This is a genomic window from Sphingobium sp. LB126 (genome assembly GCF_002795205.1).
Lineage (GTDB): Bacteria > Pseudomonadota > Alphaproteobacteria > Sphingomonadales > Sphingomonadaceae > Sphingobium > Sphingobium chungbukense.
Genome location: NZ_NETV01000001.1, coordinates 3,306,492 through 3,332,254 on the forward strand (window position 1 = coordinate 3,306,492; position 25,763 = coordinate 3,332,254).

Genomic DNA, 25,763 nt, shown 5'->3' on the forward strand with positions numbered 1-25,763 from the left:
CCTGCCCTCTTCATGTCCAGGCCTAAAGCAGGAAATCGCTCGCGGTCAGATTGTGCACACCGATCAACCTGATCGCCATTTCCACCGTCGCGGGATTATTGTCCGTGTTCGCCTCGACAAATGTATCCGTGCCGTTCGAATAGACATGGACCTGTCCCGGCGCGGTAAAGGCACCCGTGACGAAGGCGAACGCCTGGTTGCCGGACAATGCCGGGTTGGCATCGATGCTGGACAGGTCGATCTTGTCGAGCCCCTCCTCGAAATCCATGATCCGGTCCATGGCAAGCGGCGTACTGTTGCCCGTCGCATTATAGATGAACAGATCGGCACCAGAACCGCCGGTCAATATATCGGCGCCCGCGCCGCCGGTGATGCTGTCGTTGCCAGCGCCGCCGTCGATGGTGTCGGCACCGCCATTGCCCGTCAACCGGTCGTTGCCACCGTTGCCGATCAGCGTGTCGTTGCCCGCTGCCCCCTTGAGCGTATCTTCCTCGCCCCCGCCGATCAGCGTTCCTCCACCGCTTGGCGCGGTCAAAGACACACCCGTCACATTATTGATCACAACGGTGAGGTTCTGGAAATCCTGCGCTCCCAGACTGTCCGTCGCGAGCACCTGAACCTGATAGCGATTGTCCAGGTTGGAGTCGGTGGGGTTCTCGAAATCCGGAGCCGTCTTGAAGGTCAGGACGCCGGTCTGGGCATCGATATTGAAGAGGTTGCCGTCAACGGCCGAACCCAGCGAATAGGTGACGGTCTGACCGATATTGGCATCGGTCGCGACGACCTTGGTCACGGCGGTGCCGTTTTCCGCCATCCGGATGGTCGACGAAGCGCCACCGCCATTGGAGATGATGATCGGCGGCGCGTTGAGGATCGTGACGGTCACGGCGATGGCTTGTTCGTCGTAAAGCGTTCCATCGGACGCGCGAACCGTCACGTCATAGACATTGTTTCCGCCCGCATCGGTCGGCAGCAGCACATTCGGCGCATTCACGAAATTGAGCTGCCCGGTCGATGAATTGATGGTGAATTTGGCAGCATCGGCCCCGCCGGAAATGGAATAGACCAGCACTGTGTTGGCATCCGGGTCGATGGCCGTCACCTTCATGACTGGTTTCGTCCCGCTGGACACAGAAATGGCCGCTGCATCGCCACCGCCGCCCGAGGTGATCACGGGCGGGGATTCATTCACATTGGTGACGGTGACGTTGATCGCCTGTTCGTCGAACAACGCGCCATCGGACGCGCGGACGGTCACGCTATAGACATTGTTGCCGTTCGCATCGCCCGGCGCATCATAATTGGGGGGCTCAGGAAGGAGAGCGCGCCTGTCGCGGGATCGATCGCAAATGCCGTCCGATCGGGTCCGCCGGTAATGGAATAGACCAGCGTGGTTCCCGCATCGGGATCGGTCGCCTGGACCATCGTCACCGGGAGGGTGTTTTCAGGCACGGAAATCGCCGCCGATGCTCCACCTCCGTTCGACGTGATGACGGGGGCCTCGTTGACATTGGTGATGGTGACCGCAATGGCCTGATCATCGAACAGATAGCCGTCCGACGCGCGGACGATCACGTCGTAGACATTGTTCTGGCCGACATCGGTCGGCGCTTCGAAATTGGGCGCATTGACGAAGGAGAGCACGCCGGTCGTGCTGTTGATCGCGAACTTGGCGGCATCCGCGCCACCGGAGATGGAATAGGCGATAACCGTCCCGACGTCCGCATCGGTCGCGGTCACGGTGGTGACCGCTGTGCCGTTTTCCGCCCTGGAGAGTGCCGCGCTGGCACCACCGCCATTGGACGTGATCACCGGCGGATAGCCGGTTTCCAGCGTGACATTGTGCAAACCATAGCTACCGATATCGAGTGTCACGATTTCGCCGACCTGGCTTACCAGCGTGGCCCCGTTTACCACGACGGCCTTGCCGCCCGGATTGGCGATGTCGATGACGACCTTCCCTTCGCCTTGGAGCGAGAAGGCGAGATTGCGGCCATCGCCGGTGAGGCTCATCAGCACGGAGCGCATCGGCAGGTCCGTGATATGCGTCACATCGTCGGCCGCGGCGCCCATATGGATGGTGAAGGTGCCGCCGCTCTGCGGCAGGAATATGCTGTCCTTGTCATAGGCATACCAGCCGGTCACATTCTGGATGACCAACGATCCCTGCCGGTCGACATCGAGCGACAGATTGCCGACATTGGCTCCGGTGACGGAGGCGGTGATGGTATTGCCGACGACGGTTGAAGTGATGGTGGAGTTCTTCAGCGCCATCATGCGATGAGCCAGATCGTCCAGCGTCACGAATTCCATGTTCGCCGCGACGGCATGTTGCAGCCAGGCGTTGAACATGGAAATGTCATAGGGGCTGTTCGCCGTCGGACTGCCCGACACAAAGTCGGCCGCGCCATAATCATGCCAGGGCCAGACGATGACCGGGGTCCCCGCATTGGCGACGAGCTTGTCGAACTCGGCAAGCCATGCGGTGGTGGCGTCCGCCACGCTCTTGCCCTGGAACTCGACCAGGGTGAAGTCGAAGGACGTGTTGGGTGCGAAATAGATCTGGCTCTGGTTGGCGGGCGTCATGTAGCCGAAGGCATTGGGAAAACCCGCCCCCTGCGCCGCATAGCCGCCCGTCAGATAATCCGTCACATATTTCATGATCTCCTGGGAAACCGGCAGCGTCTCCGGCATGCCGGGGACAGCGGCACCGGCCACCTGGAAGGGGCTGCCGATCAGGCTGTTGAGGATGGCAGTGCTGCTCTGAAACTCAGTCTGGATCTGAGCCGCGGTGAGCTTGTTAGTGTCCTCCGGATGGGTCAGGCTGTGCGTGCCGATTTCATTCCCGAGGGCCAGAATGTCCCTGTAATAGGGAAGCGCGGCCTGCTGGACCTGGGTGCTGGTCCCCGCCACGGCGAAGAAGCTGCCGACGAAATTATAGGCGGCCTTCCATTGGGTCAGTATGGGGATCAGCTTGTCGTAGATGCCGGGCGAGCCATCCGGCGGTCTTATGTCCTCCAGTTCCTGGCTTTGGTCCATGTCGACACGCGCGGCAACGATGCCGGAATCGCGCGTCAGATGCAGGCCCACCGACAGGCCGGTCCCATTGACCGCATAGCTTATCGCCTGTTGCAGCATATTGGCGTCGGCCATGACACCATCGCTGGAGAAGAGGACGTTGCGCGCCGGTCCCGTCTGGGTGGCGAGGGCCGCCGAATAGGTCTGGCCGCCATTGATGGTTTCGGTCGCGATCGTCTGGCCGGTGCCGCTGACGCTGGTGAAGGCATTCCATCCGACATTGGTATAGCTGTTGACGAGCTGCCCGTTCGTATAATGATCCAATACGAGGCCGGTCGGGTCGGTTGCGTTCACCTGCACGTTGCCGGTGCCGCCCGTGACGCGCGTGGCATCGAACAGCACCTTCATCGCGGCATAGGGATCGCCTGGAAGCGGATCGCCACCAATGGTGCCCCCACTCACATGGGGCTGGTTCGTCATGAACTCGCCTGCGGCGACAAGTCCGATGCCCAATTGCTTGCTGGCTATTTCAAGCGTGTGGGTGATCGCCTCCACCTGGTCGACGGGCACGTTGCGGAAGGACGGAAACACCAGCGCATCATAATGCGAAAGCTTGTTGAGGTCGGTAAGATCGGCCTCGGTCAAGATGTCGAAGGGGATACCGGCCTGCATCGCCTGGGACTGGATCGACATGAAGAGCTGGGAATAGGCGGTCGAGTTGAAATAGGCATCGGACGTCGTCTGCGAAAAAACGATACCGATCCGCATGTCGGGCGCCTCGGTCGCGGTCGGCTGATTGAAGACCGTGAAAGGGGCGGACAGATAGTTGGACGGAAGGAAGGTCGTGTCGTTGATATCATAGTAGCTGTACATCGCCGACGGATTGCCGACGGCGGCGGTCGGCAGCCGGAATTCGACGACAGTGTGATCTGCGGACCAGGCAGCGGTCAGGCCGCTGAGCACCAGGGTCTGACCTGCGCCGCCGGTATAGAGATTGATCGTCCCGTCGGCCGCGAAATTGATGTTATATTCCGCGCCTCCTGCAAATCCGAATATCTGATAGCCGGTTGAGGTCTTGCCATCCGTGTTCAGCCAGACAGTCGTGTTCGTGCCGATGGCGACAGGCGCCTTCAGGGCGAAGACAAAGTCGCCATTATCCACGGTTGAATAGATTTGATAGGCGGGATTACTGTTATCGTCGATCCGATCGGTCGCGAACCAGTCATCCAGAGAGCCGTCTATTGTGACGCTGTGGCCAAAGGTCATGACAAACCCCCAAACTTATGGATCCTGAAAATCACGTCATAAGTTTGCGACCGAATATATTTTGGTTTTGTCGGTAAAACCCAGTCATGCACATAAATGGGATAATGAAAGACACGCCTCCTCTTTGGCAGCGATGACAATCGATACCATCCGGGCTGTCCCGGCCATTATCCGCGCCAATGAGGCTGTGTCAGGGTATAAGCATTACTTTGCTCGAATGCCCTTGCGGTCCAAAAGATAGGAAGCTCCGCATATGGCTACAGTCACACCGCGCATCTTGATGGGGCGACTCGGTTTTTAGAAGTTTTTACCCATGGTTAATGTGCTGTTAGGCATGATCTAATGTCAACTTCAATGAACACATATCCCCAAAAAATTTTGCAGGTAATGCCATTGTTATCCGGATATTCAGCATAGGAACCTATTGATTATAATATTATGTCTATATCTATAGATATATCCAAGCATGAACCGTTTTTCTTTATAAAGCTGCCAGCTTCGATCGACCGTCCCGCCGGAAACGTTTCGTTGATTCAGGATCAATGCTCCCAAACTACAGGGACGATGATTGTGTTTCACGCGCGCAAAAAGCTCTCGCAAATCAGTGCCCTTGCCATCGCGGCCTTGATGCTGGCCAGTTGTGGCGGCGGAGGCAGCAACGATAGTGCGCCTACACCGACTCCTGCGCCAACGCCTTCGCCGTCTCCTTCGCCCAGTCCATCACCCTCCCCGCCCCCGTCACCGACGCCGCTGTCCAGTTGGGACTGGATATTGCAGAGTCAGGGATTGCCGGCGACACCCCCGGCGGTCGCCTATCTCGATGTCGACGGGTTCGACACCCCGGCCAGTTATGTGACGCTCGCCAAGGCCAGCGGGATCAGGACGATCTGTTATCTCGACATCGGATCGGCCGAAAATAACCGCCCTGACTATGCCGCCCTGGCCGCCATTTCCGGGCTGTTGGGCAACAGCTATCCCGGCTTTGCGGGGGAACGCTATATCGACATCCGCCGCTATCCCGAGTTCATCCAGATCATGGATGACCGATTGCGCATGTGCCGCGACAAGGGATTCGATTATGTCGAATTCGACGTGATGGATTCATTCGAGGATGGGGCATCGACCACGGGCTTCGCTCTGACGGAACAGAATATGGTCGATTATGTCACCGCCCTGTCCAACCGGGCCCGGAGCTATGGGCTGAAACCTGTGCAGAAGAATGCGGGTGGATCATCGGTCAAGCTCGTTTCGCTATTCGATGCGATCCTGTTCGAAGACTGCGTCCTGGACAATTTCTGTTCCGATGCCGCGCCCTATGTCGCGGCGGGCAAACCCGCCTTCAATGCGGAATATCCGGAGGAATGGCCGACAGGCGCATTCGACCGGACACGGGTATGCAGCGTGTCGGCCAGTGCGCGGATTTCCACCATCATCACCGTCGTGGCGCTCGACCGGCCAGCATCCGACCGATGCAGCTGAAAACCGACTTCGGGCTTATCCCAGATTTTCGAGAAAGTGGCGCCCCGCACCGGATAAACATAACGAATTTGTGTCGCCGCTTGCACTACTCCAGGCCCGCCTATAACCGTCGCCGGCGGCTGTGGTGGGCGCCATGTCAAGGTGAATGCCAAGTCACCGCCTCGGGATGGCTATAGGCCATCCACGTCGCGATCCCGGAACCCCAATCGCCTCCTTGGACGAGATACCGCGTCTCACCGAACAACTCCGCCATGAGGCCGTGCAACAGTTCCGCGATCCGGATCGGCCCGACAATGGTTGGGAGGGACATGGAGAAGGCAAAGCCCGGCAACGACGGGACGACCACATCATGCCCATCAGCGACGAGCGGCGCGATGAGCTACCCGAACTCGATGAACGAGCCGGGCCAGCCGTGCAGAAGCAGGAGCGGCGGCTGGGCGCCGTCGCCTGTGACATAGATGAAATGAAGGCACGGCCCTTCGATCTGCGTGGTGAAATGCGGAAGGAGGTTCAGGCGGCGCTCCGCATCACGCCAGTCGGATTGATTGAACCAATAGTCGATCAGCCGCCCGAGATCCGCCTTCCCGATCCCGGATTTCCAGCCGCCCGCATCTGGAAGTTGATCCAAGTCATAGGCGTCGACCTTCCGCCTGATCTGGGCGAGCCGGTCGTCGGCTATATGGATTGTAAGGGAGTCGCCATCTCTAGAGCCTGAGCTGAGCTTCAATTTCCGCCTTGTCGATCACGGAGAACACCTCGGCGATTTTGCCTGCGGCAAGAGTGTAAAAGGCGTGCTCATGGAACGTGACGCGCCTTCCATCGACAGACAGACCCAGGAATTCGCCGGTCGGTGTGCAATCGAAGCCTATTCGAGACGCGATATGGCCCTCATCAGCCACGACGAGATCGACGTGGAATTGGAGATCGGAAATGTCGCGGCAATTCTCCTCAAGCATTGCCCGATAACCATCCACACCGAGGGGGCGCCCGTTGTGAACTGCGTCGTCCGTCACAAATTCGCCGAGCCTTTCCCAGTCTCGGGCATTCAGGCAGGCGATGTAGCGGTTGTAGAAGATGGTAGCATTGTTGTGCATCGGAGGTGCTACGCGCGACGAAGCTAACCGTTCCGAAATGGCGCACCCGGAACGATTCGAACGTCCGACCCTCAGATTCGTAGTCTGATGCTCTATCCAGCTGAGCTACGGGTGCGTTGTGGAGGCGCAGATATAAGGGGCAGAGCGGTCTGGCAAGCCCTTAAGTTCGCCATTTTCAAATTAAAATTTCGTCGGCTTCACAACCACACGCAAGATGCCCGCACCGCTAACGGATCGGACCATGTGCATCGATGTCGGGGGAAAATGGCGCACCCGGAACGATTCGAACGTCCGACCCTCAGATTCGTAGTCTGATGCTCTATCCAGCTGAGCTACGGGTGCGTTGGAGTGGCGCAGATAGAAGCGTCAGCCCGATTGGGCAAGCCCCTTTTTGCAGATTTTTGACGGCCCGTGCCCGTGGAAGCACCGAACCGCAACCTTTGTCCCGACCCGCTCGTTCCCGCAGCAGGAAAGGATGCATGACGATGACCTTCACCCTCAATGAAATCGCTCTGTTGCTGATCGCACTTCTGGTCGGGCTGGTGCTGGGCCTGATGCTGAGCGGGCGTGGCAAATATAAGCGCTATTGGCGGGACGAACAGCTCGCTCATCGCCAGACGATCCAGGATCGCGAAACGCGCCTTGCGGCCGCCCAGAACAGAATCGCCGAACTGGAGCAGCAATCCGGTCCGATCGGTCCGGGCACAGCAGAAGCGGTGGCAGGCGCCGTACACGGGCGCGACGATCTCAGCCGCATTCAGGGGATCACGCCACAGGATGAAGTCGCGCTCAACGAGGCAGGCTATCATCGCTACCGGCAGATCGCCGCCATCGGCAGTGAGCAGGAGGCCGCGCTGGAAACACGTCTGGGACTAAAGCGGGGCGTGATCGCGCGGGAGGATTGGCGCGAGCAGGCCCGCTTGCTGGATGCACGCAGGGACGACGAACATGCGCGGCTCTACGCGCATCGCGCCCACCAGGCCTGAAAGGGAAAAAGGGCGGGACATCGGTCCCGCCCTTCCCTGTTACTTCCGGTTCGCCAATGCGGCCTGGGCCGCGGCGAGACGGGCGATGGGCACGCGATAGGGCGATGCCGACACATAGTCGAGACCGGTCTGCTCGCAGAAGGCGATCGAGGCCGGGTCGCCGCCATGTTCGCCGCAAATGCCCAGCTTGATGCCGCTGCGGGTCGCGCGGCCACGTTCGGCAGCCAGTTCGATGAGTTCGCCCACCCCTTCGACATCGATGCTGACGAACGGATCACGGGCGAAGATGCCCTTGTCGACATATTGTGTCAGGAAGCGGCCCGCATCGTCGCGGCTGATGCCGATGGTGGTCTGCGTCAGGTCGTTGGTGCCGAAGGAGAAGAATTCGCCCACTTCGGCGATCTCGCCCGCCTTCAATGCGGCGCGGGGCAGTTCGATCATGGTGCCGACCAGATAGTCGACCGAAGCGCCCTGCTCCTCGAACACCTGCTTGGCCACGCTGTCGACGATGGCCTTCATCAGTTCCAGCTCCTTCTTCGTCGCGACGAGCGGGATCATGATTTCGGGGATCGGCGCTTCACCCGAACGCTGCTTGATGATCAGCGCGGCTTCGAAGATGGCGCGGGCCTGCATCTCGTAGATTTCAGGGTAGGTGACACCCAGACGGCAACCACGGTGGCCCAGCATCGGGTTGAATTCATGCAGTTCGGCGGCGCGGCGCTTGAGCGTTTCCACCCCGACGCCCGCGGCCTTGGCCACTTCCTCGAACTCCGCTTCGCCATGCGGCAGGAATTCGTGCAGCGGCGGATCGAGCAGGCGGATGGTGACGGGCAGGCCCGCCATCACCATGAATATCTGCGCGAAGTCGTCCCGCTGTTCCGGCAGCAACTTGTCGAGCGCGACGCGGCGGCCCTTTTCGCTGTCCGCCAGGATCATCTCCCGCACGGCGGTGATGCGCGCCGCGTCGAAGAACATATGCTCCGTGCGGCACAGGCCCACGCCTTCCGCTCCGAAATCGCGGGCGGTCTGGCAATCCAGCGGCGTTTCGGCATTGGCGCGGACCTTGAGGCGGCGGACCTTGTCGGCCCAGCCCATCAGCACGCCGAAGTCACCCGCCAGTTCGGGCTGAACGGTCGGGACTTCGCCCGCCATCACTTCGCCGGTCGCGCCGTCGATGGTGAGGACGTCGCCTTCCTTGAGCGTGCGGTCGCCAATCCGCAGCGTCTTGTTGGCGTTGTCGATCGACAGGCTGCCCGCGCCGGAGACGCAGGGTCGGCCCATGCCGCGCGCCACCACGGCGGCGTGGCTGGTCATGCCGCCGCGCGCGGTCAGGATGCCCTTGGCCGCATGCATGCCGTGAATGTCTTCGGGGCTGGTTTCGACACGGACGAGGATGACCGAATCGCCCAGCTCATTGCGGCGCTCGGCGGTGTCGGCGTCGAACACGATCGCGCCCGAAGCCGCACCCGGCGAAGCGGGCAGGCCCTTTGTCAGCACATCGCGCGGCGCCTTGGGATCGAGCGTGGGGTGCAGAAGCTGGTCGAGCGCGGCGGGATCGACGCGGGCAACGGCCTCTTCCTCCGTGATCAGCCCTTCATTCGCCATCTCGACCGCGATCTTGAGCGCCGCCTTGGCGGTGCGCTTGCCCGACCTCGTCTGGAGCATCCAGAGCTTGCCCTGCTGGACCGTGAACTCGATGTCCTGCATGTCGCGATAGTGTTTTTCGAGGATTTCGAACACCCGCGCCAGTTCGGCATAGGTTTCCGGCATCGCCTCTTCCATCGACAGCGGCTTGGCCCCTGCCCGCTCACGCGCCTGCTGGGTCAGATATTGCGGCGTGCGGATGCCCGCCACCACGTCCTCGCCCTGGGCGTTGATGAGATATTCGCCATAATAGGCATTCTCGCCGGTCGCAGGGTCGCGGGTGAAGGCGACGCCGGTGGCCGAGGTGTCGCCCATATTGCCGAACACCATCGCCTGCACGTTGACGGCGGTGCCCCAGTCGTGCGGGATCGAGTTCAGGCGGCGATAGACCTTGGCGCGGTCGGCCTGCCACGATCCGAACACGGCGCTGATCGCGCCCCAAAGCTGGTCGTTCACATCCTGCGGGAAGGGCTTGCTCCAAAGCTTTGAAACAAGCGCCTTATATTCGGTGACGAGCGCCTTCCAATCGTCGGCGGTCATTTCCGTATCAAGCGTATAGCCCTGGTCTTCCTTGGCGACTTCCAGAGCCTCCTCGAACGCGCCATGGTCGAGTTCCAACACGACGTCCGAATACATTTGGATGAAGCGGCGATAGCTGTCCCAGGCGAAACGCTCGTCCCCGGATGCAGCGGCGAGGCCGAGTACGGTCTCATCGTTGAGGCCGAGGTTCAGCACCGTGTCCATCATACCGGGCATCGAAATGCGCGCGCCGGAGCGGACGGACACCAGCAGCGGATCGGCCTTGTCACCGAACTTCTTGCCGGTGATGCCCTCGATATGGGCGATGCCGTTCGCGACTTGTGCCTTCAGGCTTTCGGGATAGACGCCGCCATCGGTATAATAGCGGGTGCACATCTCGGTCGTGATGGTGAAGCCCGGAGGCACGGGCAGGCCGATGGCGGCCATGCCGTCCAGATTGGCGCCCTTGCCGCCGAGAAGATTCTTGTTCCCCTTGCCGCCGTCATCGACGCCGCCGCCGAAACGATAAACATAACGGGTCGCGGTCGTGCTCATGCTGGCCTCTTCCATTGTCAACATAATCGCGGCTCTCCTGCACTGATTGCCGTGTCTTTGTGCGTTGCAACAAAACTTTAAAACAGGGGAGCGATAAACGCACCTGCTTTTACGATAATTGCTCTCTTACTTCACTGATTTTCCCGCTTGGGCGGGTATCTTTCGGTATCAACCCGTAATTTTTGAGAAATCAGCCACCGCGTGGACCGCGTCCCGCACCCGCGCAAGCAGCGCGAGGCGAGCCGAACGCTTTGCCGGATCGGCATCATTGACGGTGACGCTTTCGAAAAAGGCGTCGATCGGCGCCCGCAATGTTGCAAGTGCGGCCATGGCGCCTTCGAAATCCTCCGCCGTGACGGCGGCTGCGGCCCGAGGCTCGGCAGCGTCGAGCGCGGCGATCAGGTCAGCCTCTGCCTGTTCAGGGGCGTAGGTGAGCTCCACCTTCTCGGCGGTTTCGACGCCTTCCTTCTTCAGGATATTAGCGGCGCGCTTGTAACCGGCGAGCAGGTTGGCGCCGTCGTCGGTGGCGATGAAGGATTGGAGCGCTGTCACACGGGCGAGCAGGCGGACGAGATCGTCCTCCCCACCGAGCGCGAACACCGCGTCGATCAGGTCGTGGCGAACGCCTGCTTCCTTCTGCTGGACCTTGAGGCGGTCGATCAGAAACGGAATGATCTCAAACATCCCTCTGACCGACTTTTCCATTTCTGCTTGGAGTTCCGGTGCTTCGGCAAAACGGCTAGCAATAGCCTGCGGATCGATATCGCCTAAAGGAACATGCTTGAATAGCGTACGAAGATCCGCCTCCATCGCCGGAACGGTTGCAGCTCTGACTCTCTGGCCAACACTCTCTTGTACCGTACCAAGTACAAGCTTTACAAAGGAAATTCTTAATCCAAGCTCCTGGATTAGTCTTAAGCTACCAAGCGCAGCTCGTCGTAAAGCAAAGGGATCACGTGAACCGGTCGGTTGCTCATTTATGCTGAAGAAGGACATGATGGTGTCCAACTTGTCCGCCAGCGAGACTGAAACGGTAACCGGAGCGGTCAGCACCTCATCTCCTTGGCCCACAGGCTTGTAATGATCTCGTATAGCATCCGCTACGACACCAGGCAGACCTTCGGCGCGAGCATAATAGCCGCCCATGATGCCCTGTAGTTCAGGGAACTCGCCCACCATTTCGGTAACGAGGTCGGCCTTGGCGAAACGCGCGGCCTGCTCGGCCTGATCAGCGTCCGCGCCCTTGACGATGCCCTCTTCCACCAGCCAGCGGGCCAGTTTCGCGACGCGCTCCACCTTGTCGGCCACTGTGCCGAGTTTCTCGTGGAAGGTGATGCGCTCCAGCTTCTTCGCGTGGTCCTCAAGCTTCGTCTTGCGGTCCTGCTCCCAGAAGAAGCGGGCATCCGACAGACGGGCGGCGAGGACCTTGCGGTTGCCCGCGATGATCGCCGCGCCGCCATCCTTCGCCTCGATATTGGCGGTGCAGATGAAGGCCGGAGCCAGCTTGCCGCTCGCATCACGCAGAACGAAATATTTCTGGTTGATACGAAGGGTTAGCTGGATAACTTCAGGCGGAACCTCAAGAAAGGCGGGGTCGAAATCGCCCAGCAATGGCACCGGCCATTCGGTGAGGCCCGCATTTTCAGCGACGAGCCCCTTGTCCTCGATCACCGTATAGCCGTGAGCAGCGGCAGCTTCCGCAGCCCTGGCCTCGATGATCGACTGGCGCTCCTGATGGCTGACGATCACATGGCAGGCGCGCAGTTTTTCGGCATAGTCGTGCGCGCCGCCGATGGTGATCTCGCCGGGGTGATGGAAGCGATGGCCGAGCGTCGCATAGCCGCTGCGGATGCGTTCAATCTCTATGTCGACCAACTCTTCGCCCAGGATCGCGACGATCCCCTGCAACGGGCGGACCCAGCGGAGGCTTTCCGTGGTCTGCGACGCCGCGCCCCAACGCATGGACTTGGGCCAGGGGAAGGCGCGGATGACGGTGGGTACGGCTTCGGCCAGCACTTGCGCGGTGGCGCGTCCGGGCTTGTTGACCACGGCGAACCAGACGCCGTCGCGGTCCTCAAGCTGGTCTTGCGTCAGGCCGGTCTTGCGGAGGAAGCCTTCCAGCGCCTGAACCGGAGCAGACGTGCGCGGGCCTTTGAATTCCTCGCTGACGGCGGCGGTTTCCAGCGGCAGGTTTCGGGCGACCAGCGCCAGTCGGCGCGGGGTGACGAAGCTGTCGATGCTTTCGGGCTTCAGGCCAGCCTTCGCCAATTCCTCGGTGAAGAGGCGGGCCAGGTCTTCCGACGCCTTCAATTGCATCCGCGCCGGGATTTCCTCGCAACGCAGTTCGAGCAGGAAATCGGTCATTATGCGGCCCACCCGTTCACTTCCATCCACTTTTCGCAGGCACCCTTGGCCAGATCGCGGACACGGCCGATATAGCTGGCGCGTTCCTGCACCGAAATGACGCCGCGCGCCTGGAGCAGGTTGAAGACATGGCTCGCCTTGATCGCCTGGTCATAGGCGGCGAGCGGAACCCCGGCCTCCAGCGATGCCTTGCACTCCGCCTCGGCATCCTTGAACCAGCGGAACAGCTTTTCGGTGTCGGCGATCTCGAAGTTCCACTTCGACATCTGCCGCTCATTCTCAAGAAACACGTCGCCATAGGTGACGCCCGCGTCGTTGAATTTCAGGTCGTACACGCTGTCCACGCCCTGAATATACATGGCGAGGCGTTCGAGGCCGTAGGTCAGTTCGCCCGCCACAGGCTTGCAGTCGAAGCCGCCCATCTGCTGGAAATAGGTGAACTGGGTGACTTCCATGCCGTCGCACCAGACTTCCCAGCCAAGGCCCCAGGCGCCCAGCGTCGGGCTTTCCCAGTCGTCCTCGACGAAGCGGATGTCATGGACCAGCGGATCGATGCCGATCTCGGCCAGCGACCCCAGATACAGTTCCTGGAGGTTCGCCGGGCTCGGCTTCATGATGACCTGATATTGGTAATAATGCTGGAGGCGATTGGGGTTTTCGCCATAGCGGCCATCCGTGGGCCGGCGGCTGGGCTGCACATAGGCGGCGTTCCAGGCATTGGGACCCAGGCTGCGCAGAGTGGTCGCCGGATGGAAAGTGCCAGCGCCCACTTCCATGTCATAGGGTTGCAGGATGACGCAGCCCTGGCGACCCCAATAGGTATGGAGCGTCAGGATCAGATCCTGAAAGGAGAGCGCTTTGCTTGTCGCCACGGATGGTCCCCAGAAATCACGGCTCGAAAAATGACGGTTCGATTGCGGCGCGCCTTGGCGCAGCGAGGGCGCAGGGTCAAGGAAAAGAGGGTGCGATTGACGGTAAATCCGCTTGCCCTGATGCCCGGCGGCCCGCATGGATGGCAAAACCCTTTTAGGAACGGACCCGCAACAGACATGAAATGGCCCTCCTTCCGCTGGCTCGCCCCCGTCATGATGCTGCTTGGCGGATGCGCGCTGGGACAGCCCGTTTCCGCCCGCGATGCGGCAGCCCGCCAGACCTATGTGACGCCGGCGCTGTGGACGGTGAAGGATGCGGATACCACCATCTATCTGTTCGGCACGGTTCATGTGATGAAGCCGGGGATCGACTGGTATAAGGGCGAGGTCAAATCAGCCTTCGAACGATCCGACGAACTGGTCCTGGAAATCGTGGAGCCACAAGACCCCGATGCGCTGGCATCGACCATGGCGGGGGTCGCGCTGGCACGGGACGGGGTGAAGCTGTCCGACCGGCTCGGCACGGAGGAGCGAGGCAAATATCAAGCCGCGATGACCGCCAACGGGCTGCCATGGCCGGCGTTCGAGATGTTCAACCCCTGGATGGCGGGCATGGCGCTGTCGGTCCAGCCGCTGGCGAAGCTGGGTTATCAATCGGACCTCGGTGCGGAGAAGGTACTGACCGCCGCGGCCAAGGCGTCAGGCAAGAAGGTCGGCGCGCTGGAGACAGTGGAACAGCAGCTCGGCTATTTTGCAGGGCTGCCGATGGAACAGCAGGTGAAGTTCCTGACCGCGACCATAGAGGGGCTGCCCGACATGGACAAGGAATTCGCCAGCCTTCTCGACCATTGGCAAGGGGGCGAACCGGAAAAGCTGGCCGTGGAGATGAACGAATCGCTGGAGGCGACGCCCGAACTGGCAAAGGTGCTGCTGATCCAGCGCAACGCCAATTGGGCGAAGTGGATCAAGCAGCGGCTCGACCAGCCGGGCACCGTGTTCATCGCCGTGGGCGCGGGGCATCTGGCGGGCAAGGGCAGCGTGCAGGATCAGTTGAAGGCGCTGGGCATCTCTTCGGAGCGGGTGAAGCAGTGAAATGACGCGCTGGTGGGCTCGCTGGCTCTGGCTGCTGGGGTCGGGACTGGGACTGAGGCCGGGACTGAGGCCGGGACTGGGGCTGGGACTGGCCGCCCTGTTCCTGATCGTGGCTTGCGGGAGCCAGCCTCCTGCTCCGCCTCCGGGTGGCGGCCCCGCGCTCTGGAGGATCGAGGGCAAGGGGATCGATGGCTGGCTGTTCGGCACGATCCATGTGCTGCCGGACAATGTGCAGTGGCGAACCGCGCCGATCGGTGATGCCGTGGCGCGCGCCGACCGGCTTGTGCTGGAATCGGCGGAAATTCAGGATCAGGCACGGACATTGGCACTGTTCGAGAAAATGGGCCGCAGTCCGGGACTTCCACCGCTCGAGACCCGCGTTCCCGGCAAGGACAAGGCCGCCCTGAACGAGATCGCGAATAAGGGGGCACGTCCAGCCAGGCCCTGTCCGGTTATGAAAGCTGGGCGGCGGCGATGCTGCTTTCCGCTGCGGCGCAGCAGGCACTGCATGTCAGTCAGGATAATGGCGTGGAACCGGCCTTGATCGCGGCATTCAAGGACGCAGGCAAGCCGATCGGCGGACTGGAGACGGTGGAAAGGCAGTTCAGGGCCTTCGACACGCTTCCCGAAGCAGCGCAGCAACGATTGCTGGCCGATACCGTGCAGGAGGCCAAGGATATGCGGACGCTCTATGACCGCATCCTCAAGGCGTGGATCAGGGGCGACGTCGCCACCCTCGCGCGGGAGGACCAGCTCAGCGAGGAACCCGACCCGGTGGTCGAGCGGGCGGTGTTGATCGAGCGCAACCGCGATTGGGTGAAGGCGGTGGAAGCGCTGGACGGGCACCCGTTCATTGCCGTGGGGGCAGGACATCTGGCGGGCAAGGGCAATCTGATCGAACTGCTGGAAGCCAGAGGTTATAAGGTGACGCGGGTGCAATAGCGCGCCTCTCTTGCTTTCCTACCCTTTTCTGCTATTGGGCCGCGGTCCCGGCATGGTCATCCCTGGAGGCGTGACGGGCGCTTACATCAATTTGCTTTTGGAGACACGCAATGAGCGAGCAGCTTACGCTGTCGGCAGAGGCACGCGATCGGGCAGGCAAGGGAGCCTCCCGCGCTCTCCGCCGTGAGGGCCGCGTACCCGCCGTCATCTATGGTAACAATGAAGAACCGCAGTCGATCCACGTCGAGGAAAAGCTCCTGGGCAAGCTGCTCGGCACCGGCCATTTCTTCAATTCGGTCGTCTTCGTCGAAGTCGGCGGCAAGAAGATCCGCACCCTGCCCAAGGATGTGGCTTTCCACCCCGTGACCGACCGTCCGCTGCACGCCGACTTCCTGCGCGTTTCGGAACATGCCACCGTCCACGTCAACGTGCCGGTGCGCTTCGAGAATGAAGACGCCTCGCCGGGCATCAAGAAGGGCGGCGTACTCAACATCGTCGCGCATGAAGTCGAACTGATCGTCGACGCGGCCCTGATCCCCGACGATGTCGTGATCGACCTGACCGGCCTGGATGTCGGCGAATCGATCCACATCGGCGCGGTGAAGCTGCCCAAGGGCGCCAAGGCTGCCCATGACGAAACCGACTTCACCGTCGCTACCATCGTTGCTCCGTCGGCTCTGAAGAGCGCCGAGGGCGACAACGAAACCCCGGCCGAAGGCGCCTAAGCCCTTTTGCCAACCCTTTGGGGTGGAAATTCAAGTCCCGTCCGCCTACCCGGCGGGCGGGATTTTTCTTTGGAGTACGGACGCGATGCAGATCTGGGCTGGGCTGGGCAATCCCGGAACCCAATATGCGATGAACCGCCATAATGTCGGCTTCATGGCCGTAGATGTGATCGCGGACATGCATCGCTTTTCCCCGCCGAAGAAGCAGTTCCAGGGTTGGGTCCAGGAAGGCCGGATCGGGCCGGAGAAGATCATCCTGATCAAGCCCGCGACCTTCATGAACGAAAGCGGGCGGTCGGTGGGCGAAGCGATGCGCTTCTACAAGCTGGCACCCGAGGATGTCACCGTCTTCCATGACGAACTGGACCTGGCACCGATGAAGGTGAAGGTGAAGCGCGGCGGTGGAAACGCCGGGCATAATGGTCTGCGCTCGACCGACGCGCATATCGGGGCGGAGTTTCGCCGGGTGCGGATCGGCATCGGGCATCCGGGGCACAAGGACCGGGTACATGGCTATGTGCTGGGCAATTACCACAAGAGCGAGACCGACGCGCTGGCCGATATGCTGGGCGCCATCGGGGCCGAGGCGGAGTGGCTGGCCAAGGGCGACGATGCGCGGTTCATGAACGAGGTGGCACTGCGGCTGGCCGATTAGGACCTGCGCAGTTGGGTGCATGGCGGTTGGTGAGCGCAAGCCCGCTTCGCCGCCCCGGACCTGCTTAAGCCAGCCGGGCCCGCATGGCGCTGGACGAAATGCAAGCTCGTCCGCCCTCTCCTCACGGCGAGCCGCAAGCGATGGATTGCGGTTCGTAGTATTGCCGGGCCATAGAAGGAATCTGAGTTCCACTTTCCCAAGGGGATACGGGTGATACAGACCGTCTCGACGAAGCCTTTCGACGACCAGAAGCCGGGCACGTCCGGCCTGCGCAAGAAGGTCCGCATTTTCCAGCAGGCCCATTATGCGGAAAATTTCGTCCAGTCGGTGTTCGACAGCCTGGAGGGATATGAAGGCCAGACCTTGGTCGTGGGCGGCGACGGACGCTATCTGAACCGCGAGGTCATCCAGATCGTGCTGAAGATGGCGGCGGCCAATGGCTTTGGCCGGGTGCTGGTGGGCAAAGGCGGCATCCTTTCCACCCCGGCGGCCTCGCATCTAATCCGGTCTTCGGGCGCCTTTGGCGGGCTGGTGCTGTCCGCCAGCCACAATCCGGGCGGGCCGGACGAGGATTTCGGGATCAAATATAATGTCTCCAATGGCGGTCCCGCGCCGGAAAAGGTGACCGACGCCATCCATGCGCGGACGCTGGCGATCCAGAGCTATCGCATCCTGGCAGCGCCGGACGTCGATATCGATGCGATCGGCACCAGCCGGCTTGGCGGCATGACCGTCGAGGTGGTCGATCCGGTGACGGGCTATGCCGATCTGATGGAGACACTGTTCGACTTTGCCGCGATCCGGGCGATGATCGCCGGGGGCTTCACCCTCTTCTTCGATTCCATGAGCGCCGTGACCGGCCCCTATGCGGTCGAGATTTTCGAAAGGCGGCTGGGCGCGCCCGCGGGAACCGTGCGCAACGCCACCCCCCTACCCGACTTCGGCCATCATCATCCCGATCCTAATCTGGTCCATGCAAAGGATCTCTACGACCGGATGATGGGCCCCGATGCGCCGGATTTCGGCGCGGCTTCGGATGGCGACGGCGACCGCAACCTCATCATCGGCAAGCATTGCTACGTGACGCCGTCGGATTCGCTCGCCCTGCTGGCGGCCAATGCACATCTGGCGCCAGGCTATGCGAAAGGCCTGAAGGGCATTGCGCGGTCCATGCCGACCAGTGGCGCGGCGGACAGGGTGGCGGAGAAACTGGGCATCCCGCTCTACGAGACGCCCACAGGCTGGAAATTCTTCGGCAATCTGCTGGACGCCGGGATGGCGACCCTCTGCGGCGAGGAAAGCGCGGGAACCGGCTCCGATCATGTGCGCGAGAAGGACGGCATCTGGGCGGTGCTGCTGTGGCTCAATATCCTTGCCGTCCGGCGGCAAAGCGTGGCGCAGATCATGGCGGACCATTGGGCGACCTATGGCCGCAACTATTATGCGCGGCATGATTATGAGGGCATCGCCAAGGACAGGGCCGATGCGCTGATGGCGGCATTACGGGGCAAAATCCGCGATCTGCCCGGCTTTGCGACCATTCTGGGCACCGTCGTTCAGGCAGATGATTTCGCCTACACCGATCCCACCGATGCCTCGACCAGCAGCGCGCAAGGGGTGCGCATATTGTTCGACGATGGATCGCGCATCGTTTTCCGCCTGTCCGGCACAGGCACCGAAGGCGCCACATTGCGCGTTTATCTCGAACGCTTCGTAGGGCCGGATGGAAAGCTCGACATGGAAACCGGCGCCGCGCTGTTCCGCGTCATCGAGTCCGCGGAGCGCATAGCGGATATCGAGGCATTTACCGGCATGAATGCGCCCAGCGTCATCACCTGACGCCAACGCTTACCTCCCGGACATGACCGGGAAACAGGCAGCGCGCTAGAGGGAGGGCTATTCCCCTCCCCTTGAGGTCTGCAATGCGCCGCCTTTTTCGTGCCCTTTCCTTTTGCGTCTGCGTTCTCGGCCTTGCCGGTCACGCACAAGCCCGCACCACGGAAGACGAGCAGTTCTGGATCAACCTGACCGCCATGGGGCCGGTTTCGGGCAAGCTGGTCTATTTCGCGGAAATCCAGCCGCGCGCCGGCGACGGGATTTCGCGGCTCGACCAGTTGCTGCTGCGGGGCGCGGCAGGATGGAAGCTCTCGCCCGGCCTCACCGTCTATCAGGGCTATGCCCATGTCGTGCTGCCGGTCGATGGCGGCCGGGATGTGAATGAGGAACGCAGTTTCCAGCAGATCAGTTGGGTCATGGGCAAGCCATGGGGCGGCGAGCTTTCCTCGCGCACGCGGCTGGAACAGCGCTGGCGTTCCGATGGGGACGACCTGGGCTGGCGGCTGCGCGAGATGCTGCGGTATGAAAAGCCGCTGAAGCCCGGGAGCAATGCCGTCAACGCGCTCGTCTATGGCGAGGGGTTCGTCGCGCTCAACAGCACGGATTGGGGCGCGAAGGGCGGGTTCGACCAGTTGCGCAGCTTCATCGGCGCGGAACTGGGGCTGGGCGGCGCTTCGACGGCGGAAATCGGCTATCTCAACCAATATATCAACCAGCGCGGCGGAAACGACCGCGTCAACCATGTGGCGTCGGTCACGCTGTTCTTCCGCCACTAGGTCGCCCCGGTCATTGGGAACTGGCCAAAGACCCGCGAAAGCGCTATCGGCGCGGCCAATCATTCTGACGTGAAGGCAGTTCCATGGGTTTTCGTTGCGGTATCGTCGGGCTTCCCAATGTGGGCAAGTCCACCCTGTTCAATGCGCTGACCGAAACGCAGGCGGCGCAGGCGGCGAACTATCCCTTCTGCACGATCGAGCCCAATGAAGGCCGTGTCGCCGTGCCCGACGACCGGTTGCAGACCATCGCGAAAATCGGCGGATCGGCCAAGATCATCGAAACGCAGCTTTCCTTCGTGGACATTGCCGGGCTGGTGCGCGGCGCGTCCAAGGGCGAGGGTCTGGGCAACCAGTTCCTGGCCAATATCCGCGAGACGGACGCCATCGTCCATGTGCTGCGCTGTTTCGAGGATGGCGACATCACCCATGTCGAAGGCAAGGTCGATCCCATCGCCGACGCCGAGACGGTCGAGACCGAACTGATGCTCGCCGATCTGGAATCGCTGGAGAAGCGCGTTCCCAACCTCGCCAAGAAGGCGGCGCAGGGCGACAAGGAGGCGAAGGCCGCCGCTTCGGTGCTGGGCCAGGCGCTCGACCTGCTGCGCGACGGCAAGCCCGCCCGCCTGGCCGTGCCCAAGGATGTCGAGGAAGAGCGGCTCTTCGGCCAGGCGCAGTTGCTGACGGCCAAGCCCGTCCTCTATGTCTGCAACGTCGAGGAAGAAAGCGCCGCCACCGGCAACGCCCATTCGGCGCGGGTGTTCGAGAAGGCCGCGGCTGAAAATGCCAAGGCCGTCATCGTGTCGGCGGCGATCGAAGCCGAACTGATCACCATGCCGTCCGAGGAGCGCGCCGAATATCTGGAAGCGCTGGGGCTGACCGAAGCGGGCCTCGCGCGGATCATTCGGGCGGGTTACGAGTTGCTGGGCCTCATCACCTTCTTCACCGTGGGGCCGAAGGAAGCCCGCGCCTGGACCGTGACCAAGGGGTCCAAGGCGCCCCAGGCGGCGGGCGCGATCCATACGGATTTCGAGAAGGGTTTCATCCGGGCCGAAACCATGGCCTATGCCGACTATGTCCAGTATAACGGCGAGGCCGGGGCCAGGGAAGCGGGCAAGTGGCGCTCCGAAGGCAAGGATTATGTGACGCAGGATGGCGACATCATGCTGTTCCGCTTCAATGTGTGATTGACCATGCTGCGGCCGGGACAGATGCCCGCCCGGCGCAAGGCGGCCTTTCCGCCCAGTGTCGATGAAGGGACGAGGCTGCTGATCCTCGGCAGCCTGCCCGGCGACGCATCGATCAAGCAGGGCGAATATTATGCGCATCGCGGCAATGCCTTCTGGGCATTGATGGGCGATGTGCTGGGGGAGGATCTGCGCGGCCTGCCCTATGCCATGCGGTTGAAACGGCTGAAGGCGCGGCATGTCGGCCTGTGGGACGTGATCGAGAGCGCGGACCGGGAAGGAAGCCTCGACAGCGCGATCCGGGGGGCGGAATTGCGCGATCTTCGCGCTTTTACGGCACGGCTTCCGAATCTGGAGGTGATTGCCTTCAATGGCAGGACGGCGGCGCTGCACGGGCGGCGGCAGCTTGGGGAAGGGAGCGATCTTTCGCTGATCGACCTCCCCTCCTCCTCCGGCGCCTTTGCCAGCATGTCGCGGGACGCAAAGCGGACGGCGTGGATGGCGCTCGCCGCGTTCATCGGCGATGCGTGACGCCATCGTCACTTTACCGTCGCAATCCGCCTGTTAAGCCAGACGCGTAAAATCACAGAGTCGCCATGTCCTTGCGTTACCCGTTTCTTGCTGGCCTGATAGCCTTCGCTGCGGCGTTAGGCGGTTGCGCGCCAGCCGGTCAGCGCCCCGCTCCCGTCGCGGCCATACCGGTCGAACAGCGGCAGCCGGTCACCATCCTGGTGTCGATCGACGGGTTTCGCCCCGATTATCTGAAGCGCGGCGTGACGCCCAATCTGCTGACGCTGTCGGCAGGAGGGGTCGAGGCGTCGATGCGCCCATCCTTTCCGACCAAGACCTTTCCCAATCACTGGGCGATCGTCACCGGAAACCGGCCCGATCGCAGCGGCATCGTTTCCAACAAGATGGAGGATGCTTCGCGCCCGGATGAGAAGTTCACCACCGCCAGCGACGATCCCTTCTGGTGGAACGAGGCTGAACCGATCTGGGTAACGGCGGAAAAGGCGGGCATACGCACGGCCACCATCTTCTGGCCGGGCTCCAATGTCGGCTGGGGCGGAAATAAGATCGCAGGTTCGGACCACAAGATCGCTGGCGGCATCCGGCCCAGTGACTGGGCGCAGTTCAATGAGGAGATTGGCGGGGACCAGCGGGTAAACGCCGCATTGGACCTGCTCCGCCGCCCGGCGGACATCCGGCCGCGCTTCGTGACGATTTATTTCAACGCGGTGGATAAGGCCGGCCATGACAGCGGGCCGGATGCACTGGAAACGACACGGGCGGTCCGGGAAGTCGATGGGCAGATCGGGCTGCTCATCGCCGGACTCAAGACGCTGGGCCAGCCCGCCAACCTGGTCATCCTGTCCGACCATGGCATGGCGCAGAAAAGCAGCGATCGGGTTGTGGCGATGGAAAGGGTCGCTGATGCCGCCGACTATCGCCTTGTCGAAAGTGGTCCCTTTGCCAGCCTCGACGCCCAACCGGGACATGAGACGGCCTTGGAAGCACGGCTCTTGAAGCCGCAGCCACATATGCAATGCTGGCGAAAGGGCGATATTCCGGCCCGTTTCCATTATGGCTCGCACCGGCGCATTCCGCCTTATTTCTGCCTGGCCGACACGGGATGGGTGATCCAGCCGACCGCCCCCGCGAAGCCCTTCGTCGGCGGCGATCATGGCTGGGACGACCGGGCGCCGGAAATGCAGGCCCTGTTCATCGCCAAAGGTCCGGCCTTCGACACACGCTTCCGCCCGCCGGCCGGCTTCACCAATGTCGATGTCTATCCTTTGCTGGCAAGGCTGTTGGGGGTGGCGCCGGCTCCCAATGACGGCGATCCGGCGGCGCTGGCCGGGCTGGCCAGGCATTGACGTTTTCGTCAACGGAAGCTTGACGGGAACGTAAGGCACCCCTACCTCCCACCCGTTGCAGAAGGAAACGGGCATGAGCAAAATCGTCTATTTCGAGGATGTGAAGGTAGGGGACCAGACCGAATTCGGTCCTCTCAACATCGGCAGGGAGGAGATCATCGCCTTTGCCGACGAATTCGATCCCCAGCCTTTTCACTTGTCGGACGAGGCGGCCGCACAAACCCATTTTGGCAGCCTGGCCGCCAGCGGCTGGCATACGACGGCGCTCTGCATGAAGATGATGGTGGCTCGCTGGCAAAAGGAGCCGGGCGTTCAGGCGGCGAGCCTGGGCGCAATAGGCGTGGACGAACTGCGCTGGCTGCGACCTGTCCGGCCGGGCGACACATTGCGCGGAACTTCCGAAGTCGTCGAGACGAAGGCTTCGAAGAGCCGCCCTGAAATGGGTGTGGTAAAGTCGCGGATCACGCTGTTCAACCAGCGCGACGAACCGGTGATGACGATGATACCGATCGTCATGTTCCGGACGCGTCCCGCCTGAATTATCGAGGATTCGGCTGGTTCGCCCGGGCGTCGGCAGCCATGATGCGGATGACGGATTTGGGAGAGCCCGCGACCTGCACGGTGTGAAGCCCCGGCGGCAGGTCGAACCAGACGATCTTGCGGATACCCGAACAGTCGGGGCCATGGCCATGATCGACCGACGAAAGCGCGGAGGCTCCCGTCGCGACATCGACCCATGCTCCTTCCGACAGGGCAATGCCGACGCGCGCCGGGTCCTTGAGCGCCAGGGTGAAAAGACCGGCAAAGCTTTTTGGCGCAGTCTTGCCCGGCGGAACGGCGAACTGGACCTGGACGCCGGGTCGCAGGCTGGCCGTGACGGGCTTGCCCAGGATCAGGCGCGGCGCTGTCGAGACGGTGCCGCCGCCAGTCGCCGCGCCGCTTTGCGTCCAGCTTGTCCAGGGTTCGGCCAATGGCCCAGCGCCAGCACAGGAAGCCGGTGCGGGAACCGAAGCGGCATGGGCCGCGACCGGGCAGAATGCCAACAGGAACAGCAGCCGCTTCATCCTCATTTCCCTTTCTACTTCCGGCCGAACAGTTTTTCGATGTCGCCATGCCCCAGCTTCACCCAGGTCGGGCGGCCATGGTTGCACTGGCCGCTGCGGGGGGTGATCTCCATTTCGCGGAGCAGGGCGTTCATTTCCGCGACGCTCAGCACCCGGCCCGCGCGGACCGAGCCGTGGCAGGCCATGGTGGCGGCGACCAGATCGAGCCGTTCCTTCAGGGACAGCGCGCTGTCATAAGCGGCGAGATCGTCGGCGAGGTCGGACACCAGGCCCTGCACATCGCCCTGCCCCAGCATCGCCGGGGTTGCCCGGACCAGCATCGCCGCGGGACCGAAGCGCTCCAGTTCGAGCCCGAAATCCTTCAGCTCCGCGATCCGCGCCTCGAGCCGGTCGCAGGCGGGCTCGTCCAGTTCCACCACTTCGGGCAGCAGCAGCGCCTGCGCCGCGACGCCCTGCCCCTCCATCGCACGGCGCATGCGTTCCAGGGTCAGCCGTTCATGCGCAGCGTGCTGGTCGACGATGACGAGGCCGTCCTCCGCCTCCGCAACGATATAGGTGCGGGCGACCTGCCCCCGCGCGACGCCCAACGGGAAGCTGGTGCCTTCGGGCGCGGGCGCGGCGGCGGGTTCGGCGCGGGCCTGCGGCGGGGGTGTAAGGAAGCTCGGGCGGCGATCGGCCAGGGAATAATTTGGCATCGACCTGGGGATGGACACGTCCGCCGCTTCGAAGATCGGCATCGCCCCGATCGGCGTTGGGGAAACGGGCTCGGCCTTCCATGCGGAAAGCCCGGCGGGATCGGCATGCTGGACGGCACGGAAACCCTCCGCGTCCAGCGCGCGGCGCAGGCCGGAGACGATCATGCCCCGGATCAGCGCCGGGTCACGGAAGCGGACCTCGGTCTTGGCCGGGTGGACGTTGACGTCGACCTCCAGCGGCGGAACGTCGAGGAAAAGCGCCACGACCGGGTGCCGATCCCGCGCCAGCATGTCGGCATAGGCACCCCGCACCGCCCCGACCAGCAGCCGGTCGCGGACCGGGCGGCCATTCACGAACAGGAACTGATGATCGCCAACACCCCGATTATAGGTCGGCAGCGAAGCCACGCCGGACAGGCGCACGCCTTCCCGTTCCAGCGCAACGATGACATGATTGTCCGCCAGCGCCCGGTCGGTCAGCGCGGCGACGCGATCCTCCCGCGCCTCGTCCGCCTGCACGCCCAGCACCCGGCGGCCGTCATGCTCCATGTTGAACGCCACCGAGGGATGCGCCATGGCGAGGCGACGGACGACATCGAGGCAGGCGGCATATTCCGCTTTCGCCGAGCGCAGGAACTTGCGACGGGCGGGCACCTTGCCGAACAGCTGTTCGACCGTGATCCGGGTCCCCGGCGGCAGCGCGGCGGGACCTTCGCCGACCACCACGCCATTGTCCACGGTGCGATTCCAGCCGTCCCGTCCATGCGGCCGACTGTCGATGGAAAGCCGCGCGACGCTGGCAATGGAAGGCAGCGCTTCACCCCTGAAGCCCAGCGTGGCGACATTCTCGATCGCATCGTCCGGCAATTTGGAGGTGGCATGGCGTTCCAGCGCCAGCGCGATCTCCCCTGAATCCATGCCGCAACCATCGTCGCTCACCTCGATCCGGTCGAGGCCGCCATGGGAAATGCGGACGGAAATCCGGCCTGCCCCGGCATCCAGCGCATTTTCAACGATTTCCTTGAGTGCGCTGGCAGGCCTTTCGACCACTTCACCCGCGGCGATGCGATTGACCAGATGTTCGGGCAGACGGCGTATTGACATTGATTAGTGACTAGCC

Annotated in this window: 23 protein-coding genes and 2 tRNA genes; 13 read left to right on the plus strand and 12 right to left on the minus strand. The window is 62.3% G+C overall.

Features of this window, described 5'->3' with window-relative positions:
• Window positions 1-22: 22 nt before the first annotated feature.
• The gene (locus tag CAF53_RS28090) at window positions 23-1,258 is read right to left on the minus strand and encodes a cadherin domain-containing protein (protein ID WP_242443457.1); all 1,236 of its coding nucleotides are present in this window, start codon (window positions 1,256-1,258) and stop codon (window positions 23-25) included.
• A complete protein-coding gene (locus CAF53_RS16120) occupies window positions 1,255-4,284 on the minus strand; it encodes a cadherin domain-containing protein (RefSeq protein ID WP_242443458.1) in 3,030 nt (1,009 codons plus the stop codon). The genes CAF53_RS28090 and CAF53_RS16120 overlap by 4 nt, the downstream gene beginning before the upstream one ends.
• Before the next feature lie 627 nt (window positions 4,285-4,911).
• Between CAF53_RS16120 and CAF53_RS16125 the strand changes: the two genes are divergently transcribed.
• Entirely contained in the window at window positions 4,912-5,763 is an 852-nt protein-coding gene (locus CAF53_RS16125) for an endo alpha-1,4 polygalactosaminidase (RefSeq protein WP_269748634.1), read from the plus strand.
• A 136-nt stretch (window positions 5,764-5,899) separates the two neighbouring features.
• On the opposite strand, the gene CAF53_RS28095 is transcribed toward CAF53_RS16125, so the two are convergent.
• From CAF53_RS28095 to CAF53_RS16145, 5 genes are all read right to left on the minus strand, one after another.
• Window positions 5,900-6,109, minus strand: a complete 210-nt coding sequence (locus CAF53_RS28095; protein WP_242443459.1) for an alpha/beta fold hydrolase — start codon at window positions 6,107-6,109, stop codon at window positions 5,900-5,902.
• Between the two features lie 33 nt (window positions 6,110-6,142).
• Window positions 6,143-6,490, minus strand: coding sequence for an epoxide hydrolase N-terminal domain-containing protein (locus tag CAF53_RS28100; protein ID WP_242443460.1), 348 nt, complete (start codon window positions 6,488-6,490; stop codon window positions 6,143-6,145).
• Window positions 6,468-6,857 carry an ester cyclase gene (locus tag CAF53_RS16135; RefSeq protein WP_100238609.1) on the minus strand — a complete coding sequence of 130 codons (390 nt, stop codon included), beginning with the start codon at window positions 6,855-6,857 and terminating at the stop codon, window positions 6,468-6,470. The genes CAF53_RS28100 and CAF53_RS16135 overlap by 23 nt, the downstream gene beginning before the upstream one ends.
• Window positions 6,858-6,895: 38 nt before the next feature.
• Window positions 6,896-6,972 (minus strand) — tRNA-Arg (locus CAF53_RS16140).
• Between the two features lie 150 nt (window positions 6,973-7,122).
• A tRNA-Arg gene (locus CAF53_RS16145) sits at window positions 7,123-7,199 on the minus strand.
• 137 nt (window positions 7,200-7,336) lie between these two features.
• Here CAF53_RS16145 and CAF53_RS16150 point away from each other — a divergent pair.
• Entirely contained in the window at window positions 7,337-7,843 is a 507-nt protein-coding gene (locus tag CAF53_RS16150; RefSeq protein WP_100238610.1) for a hypothetical protein, read from the plus strand.
• 39 nt (window positions 7,844-7,882) lie between these two features.
• Here the strand turns inward: CAF53_RS16150 and ppdK are convergent, their stop codons facing one another.
• From ppdK to CAF53_RS16165, 3 genes are all read right to left on the minus strand, one after another.
• Window positions 7,883-10,585 (minus strand): pyruvate, phosphate dikinase, encoded by a 2,703-nt coding sequence (gene ppdK / locus CAF53_RS16155; RefSeq protein WP_100238611.1) that lies wholly within the window; start codon window positions 10,583-10,585, stop codon window positions 7,883-7,885.
• A gap of 144 nt (window positions 10,586-10,729) precedes the next feature.
• Complete coding sequence (gene glyS, locus CAF53_RS16160; RefSeq protein WP_100238612.1) at window positions 10,730-12,925, minus strand: glycine--tRNA ligase subunit beta; 2,196 nt, start codon at window positions 12,923-12,925, stop codon at window positions 10,730-10,732.
• A complete protein-coding gene (locus CAF53_RS16165; protein WP_100238863.1) occupies window positions 12,925-13,797 on the minus strand; it encodes a glycine--tRNA ligase subunit alpha in 873 nt (290 codons plus the stop codon). Before CAF53_RS16165 ends, glyS begins: the two co-directional genes overlap by 1 nt.
• Before the next feature lie 177 nt (window positions 13,798-13,974).
• Between CAF53_RS16165 and CAF53_RS16170 the strand changes: the two genes are divergently transcribed.
• The 11 genes from CAF53_RS16170 to CAF53_RS16215 all read left to right on the plus strand — a co-directional run bounded on the left by CAF53_RS16170 (window position 13,975) and on the right by CAF53_RS16215 (window position 23,422).
• Window positions 13,975-14,889, plus strand: a complete 915-nt coding sequence (locus CAF53_RS16170; RefSeq protein WP_100238613.1) for a TraB/GumN family protein — start codon at window positions 13,975-13,977, stop codon at window positions 14,887-14,889.
• Window position 14,890: 1 nt separating this feature from the next.
• The gene (locus CAF53_RS29045) at window positions 14,891-15,433 is read left to right on the plus strand and encodes a TraB/GumN family protein (RefSeq protein WP_277949202.1); all 543 of its coding nucleotides are present in this window, start codon (window positions 14,891-14,893) and stop codon (window positions 15,431-15,433) included.
• Window positions 15,364-15,831, plus strand: a complete 468-nt coding sequence (locus tag CAF53_RS29050; RefSeq protein WP_277949203.1) for a TraB/GumN family protein — start codon at window positions 15,364-15,366, stop codon at window positions 15,829-15,831. Before CAF53_RS29045 ends, CAF53_RS29050 begins: the two co-directional genes overlap by 70 nt.
• Before the next feature lie 110 nt (window positions 15,832-15,941).
• On the plus strand, window positions 15,942-16,556 hold the full coding sequence (locus tag CAF53_RS16180) for a 50S ribosomal protein L25/general stress protein Ctc (protein ID WP_046762996.1): 615 nt from the start codon (window positions 15,942-15,944) through the stop codon (window positions 16,554-16,556).
• 85 nt (window positions 16,557-16,641) lie between these two features.
• Window positions 16,642-17,211, plus strand: coding sequence for an aminoacyl-tRNA hydrolase (pth, locus tag CAF53_RS16185; protein ID WP_100238614.1), 570 nt, complete (start codon window positions 16,642-16,644; stop codon window positions 17,209-17,211).
• Between the two features lie 210 nt (window positions 17,212-17,421).
• On the plus strand, window positions 17,422-19,050 hold the full coding sequence (locus CAF53_RS16190) for an alpha-D-glucose phosphate-specific phosphoglucomutase (protein ID WP_100238615.1): 1,629 nt from the start codon (window positions 17,422-17,424) through the stop codon (window positions 19,048-19,050).
• A gap of 83 nt (window positions 19,051-19,133) precedes the next feature.
• Window positions 19,134-19,823 carry a DUF2490 domain-containing protein gene (locus CAF53_RS16195; protein WP_100238616.1) on the plus strand — a complete coding sequence of 230 codons (690 nt, stop codon included), beginning with the start codon at window positions 19,134-19,136 and terminating at the stop codon, window positions 19,821-19,823.
• 83 nt (window positions 19,824-19,906) lie between these two features.
• On the plus strand, window positions 19,907-21,007 hold the full coding sequence (ychF, locus tag CAF53_RS16200) for a redox-regulated ATPase YchF (protein WP_100238617.1): 1,101 nt from the start codon (window positions 19,907-19,909) through the stop codon (window positions 21,005-21,007).
• Between the two features lie 6 nt (window positions 21,008-21,013).
• A complete protein-coding gene (locus tag CAF53_RS16205) occupies window positions 21,014-21,538 on the plus strand; it encodes a DNA-deoxyinosine glycosylase (protein WP_100238864.1) in 525 nt (174 codons plus the stop codon).
• Window positions 21,539-21,603: 65 nt separating this feature from the next.
• The gene (locus tag CAF53_RS16210; RefSeq protein WP_100238618.1) at window positions 21,604-22,884 is read left to right on the plus strand and encodes an ectonucleotide pyrophosphatase/phosphodiesterase; all 1,281 of its coding nucleotides are present in this window, start codon (window positions 21,604-21,606) and stop codon (window positions 22,882-22,884) included.
• Window positions 22,885-22,957: 73 nt separating this feature from the next.
• Complete coding sequence (locus CAF53_RS16215) at window positions 22,958-23,422, plus strand: MaoC family dehydratase (protein WP_100238865.1); 465 nt, start codon at window positions 22,958-22,960, stop codon at window positions 23,420-23,422.
• A gap of 1 nt (window position 23,423) precedes the next feature.
• Here CAF53_RS16215 and CAF53_RS16220 read toward each other — a convergent pair whose 3' ends face one another.
• Both CAF53_RS16220 and mutL read right to left on the minus strand, forming a co-directional pair.
• Window positions 23,424-23,948 (minus strand): hypothetical protein, encoded by a 525-nt coding sequence (locus CAF53_RS16220; protein WP_100238619.1) that lies wholly within the window; start codon window positions 23,946-23,948, stop codon window positions 23,424-23,426.
• Between the two features lie 14 nt (window positions 23,949-23,962).
• On the minus strand, window positions 23,963-25,747 hold the full coding sequence (gene mutL / locus CAF53_RS16225) for a DNA mismatch repair endonuclease MutL (RefSeq protein WP_100238620.1): 1,785 nt from the start codon (window positions 25,745-25,747) through the stop codon (window positions 23,963-23,965).
• Window positions 25,748-25,763: the final 16 nt, after the last annotated feature.

What these genes read in the sequence shown, in the direction of transcription:
- CAF53_RS16120 (WP_242443458.1), bottom strand. Translation starts at nt 4,284, where the DNA reads ATGACCTTTGGCCACAGCGTCACAATAGACGGCTCTCTGGATGACTGG.
- CAF53_RS16125 (WP_269748634.1), top strand. Translation starts at nt 4,912, where the DNA reads ATGCTGGCCAGTTGTGGCGGCGGAGGCAGCAACGATAGTGCGCCTACA.
- CAF53_RS16135 (WP_100238609.1), bottom strand. Translation starts at nt 6,857, where the DNA reads ATGCACAACAATGCTACCATCTTCTACAACCGCTACATCGCCTGCCTG.
- CAF53_RS16150 (WP_100238610.1), top strand. Translation starts at nt 7,337, where the DNA reads ATGACGATGACCTTCACCCTCAATGAAATCGCTCTGTTGCTGATCGCA.
- ppdK (WP_100238611.1), bottom strand. Translation starts at nt 10,585, where the DNA reads ATGTTGACAATGGAAGAGGCCAGCATGAGCACGACCGCGACCCGTTAT.
- glyS (WP_100238612.1), bottom strand. Translation starts at nt 12,925, where the DNA reads ATGACCGATTTCCTGCTCGAACTGCGTTGCGAGGAAATCCCGGCGCGG.
- CAF53_RS16170 (WP_100238613.1), top strand. Translation starts at nt 13,975, where the DNA reads ATGAAATGGCCCTCCTTCCGCTGGCTCGCCCCCGTCATGATGCTGCTT.
- CAF53_RS29045 (WP_277949202.1), top strand. Translation starts at nt 14,891, where the DNA reads ATGACGCGCTGGTGGGCTCGCTGGCTCTGGCTGCTGGGGTCGGGACTG.
- CAF53_RS29050 (WP_277949203.1), top strand. Translation starts at nt 15,364, where the DNA reads ATGCTGCTTTCCGCTGCGGCGCAGCAGGCACTGCATGTCAGTCAGGAT.
- CAF53_RS16180 (WP_046762996.1), top strand. Translation starts at nt 15,942, where the DNA reads ATGAGCGAGCAGCTTACGCTGTCGGCAGAGGCACGCGATCGGGCAGGC.
- pth (WP_100238614.1), top strand. Translation starts at nt 16,642, where the DNA reads ATGCAGATCTGGGCTGGGCTGGGCAATCCCGGAACCCAATATGCGATG.
- CAF53_RS16195 (WP_100238616.1), top strand. Translation starts at nt 19,134, where the DNA reads ATGCGCCGCCTTTTTCGTGCCCTTTCCTTTTGCGTCTGCGTTCTCGGC.
- ychF (WP_100238617.1), top strand. Translation starts at nt 19,907, where the DNA reads ATGGGTTTTCGTTGCGGTATCGTCGGGCTTCCCAATGTGGGCAAGTCC.
- CAF53_RS16205 (WP_100238864.1), top strand. Translation starts at nt 21,014, where the DNA reads ATGCTGCGGCCGGGACAGATGCCCGCCCGGCGCAAGGCGGCCTTTCCG.
- CAF53_RS16210 (WP_100238618.1), top strand. Translation starts at nt 21,604, where the DNA reads ATGTCCTTGCGTTACCCGTTTCTTGCTGGCCTGATAGCCTTCGCTGCG.
- CAF53_RS16215 (WP_100238865.1), top strand. Translation starts at nt 22,958, where the DNA reads ATGAGCAAAATCGTCTATTTCGAGGATGTGAAGGTAGGGGACCAGACC.
- CAF53_RS16220 (WP_100238619.1), bottom strand. Translation starts at nt 23,948, where the DNA reads ATGAAGCGGCTGCTGTTCCTGTTGGCATTCTGCCCGGTCGCGGCCCAT.
- mutL (WP_100238620.1), bottom strand. Translation starts at nt 25,747, where the DNA reads ATGTCAATACGCCGTCTGCCCGAACATCTGGTCAATCGCATCGCCGCG.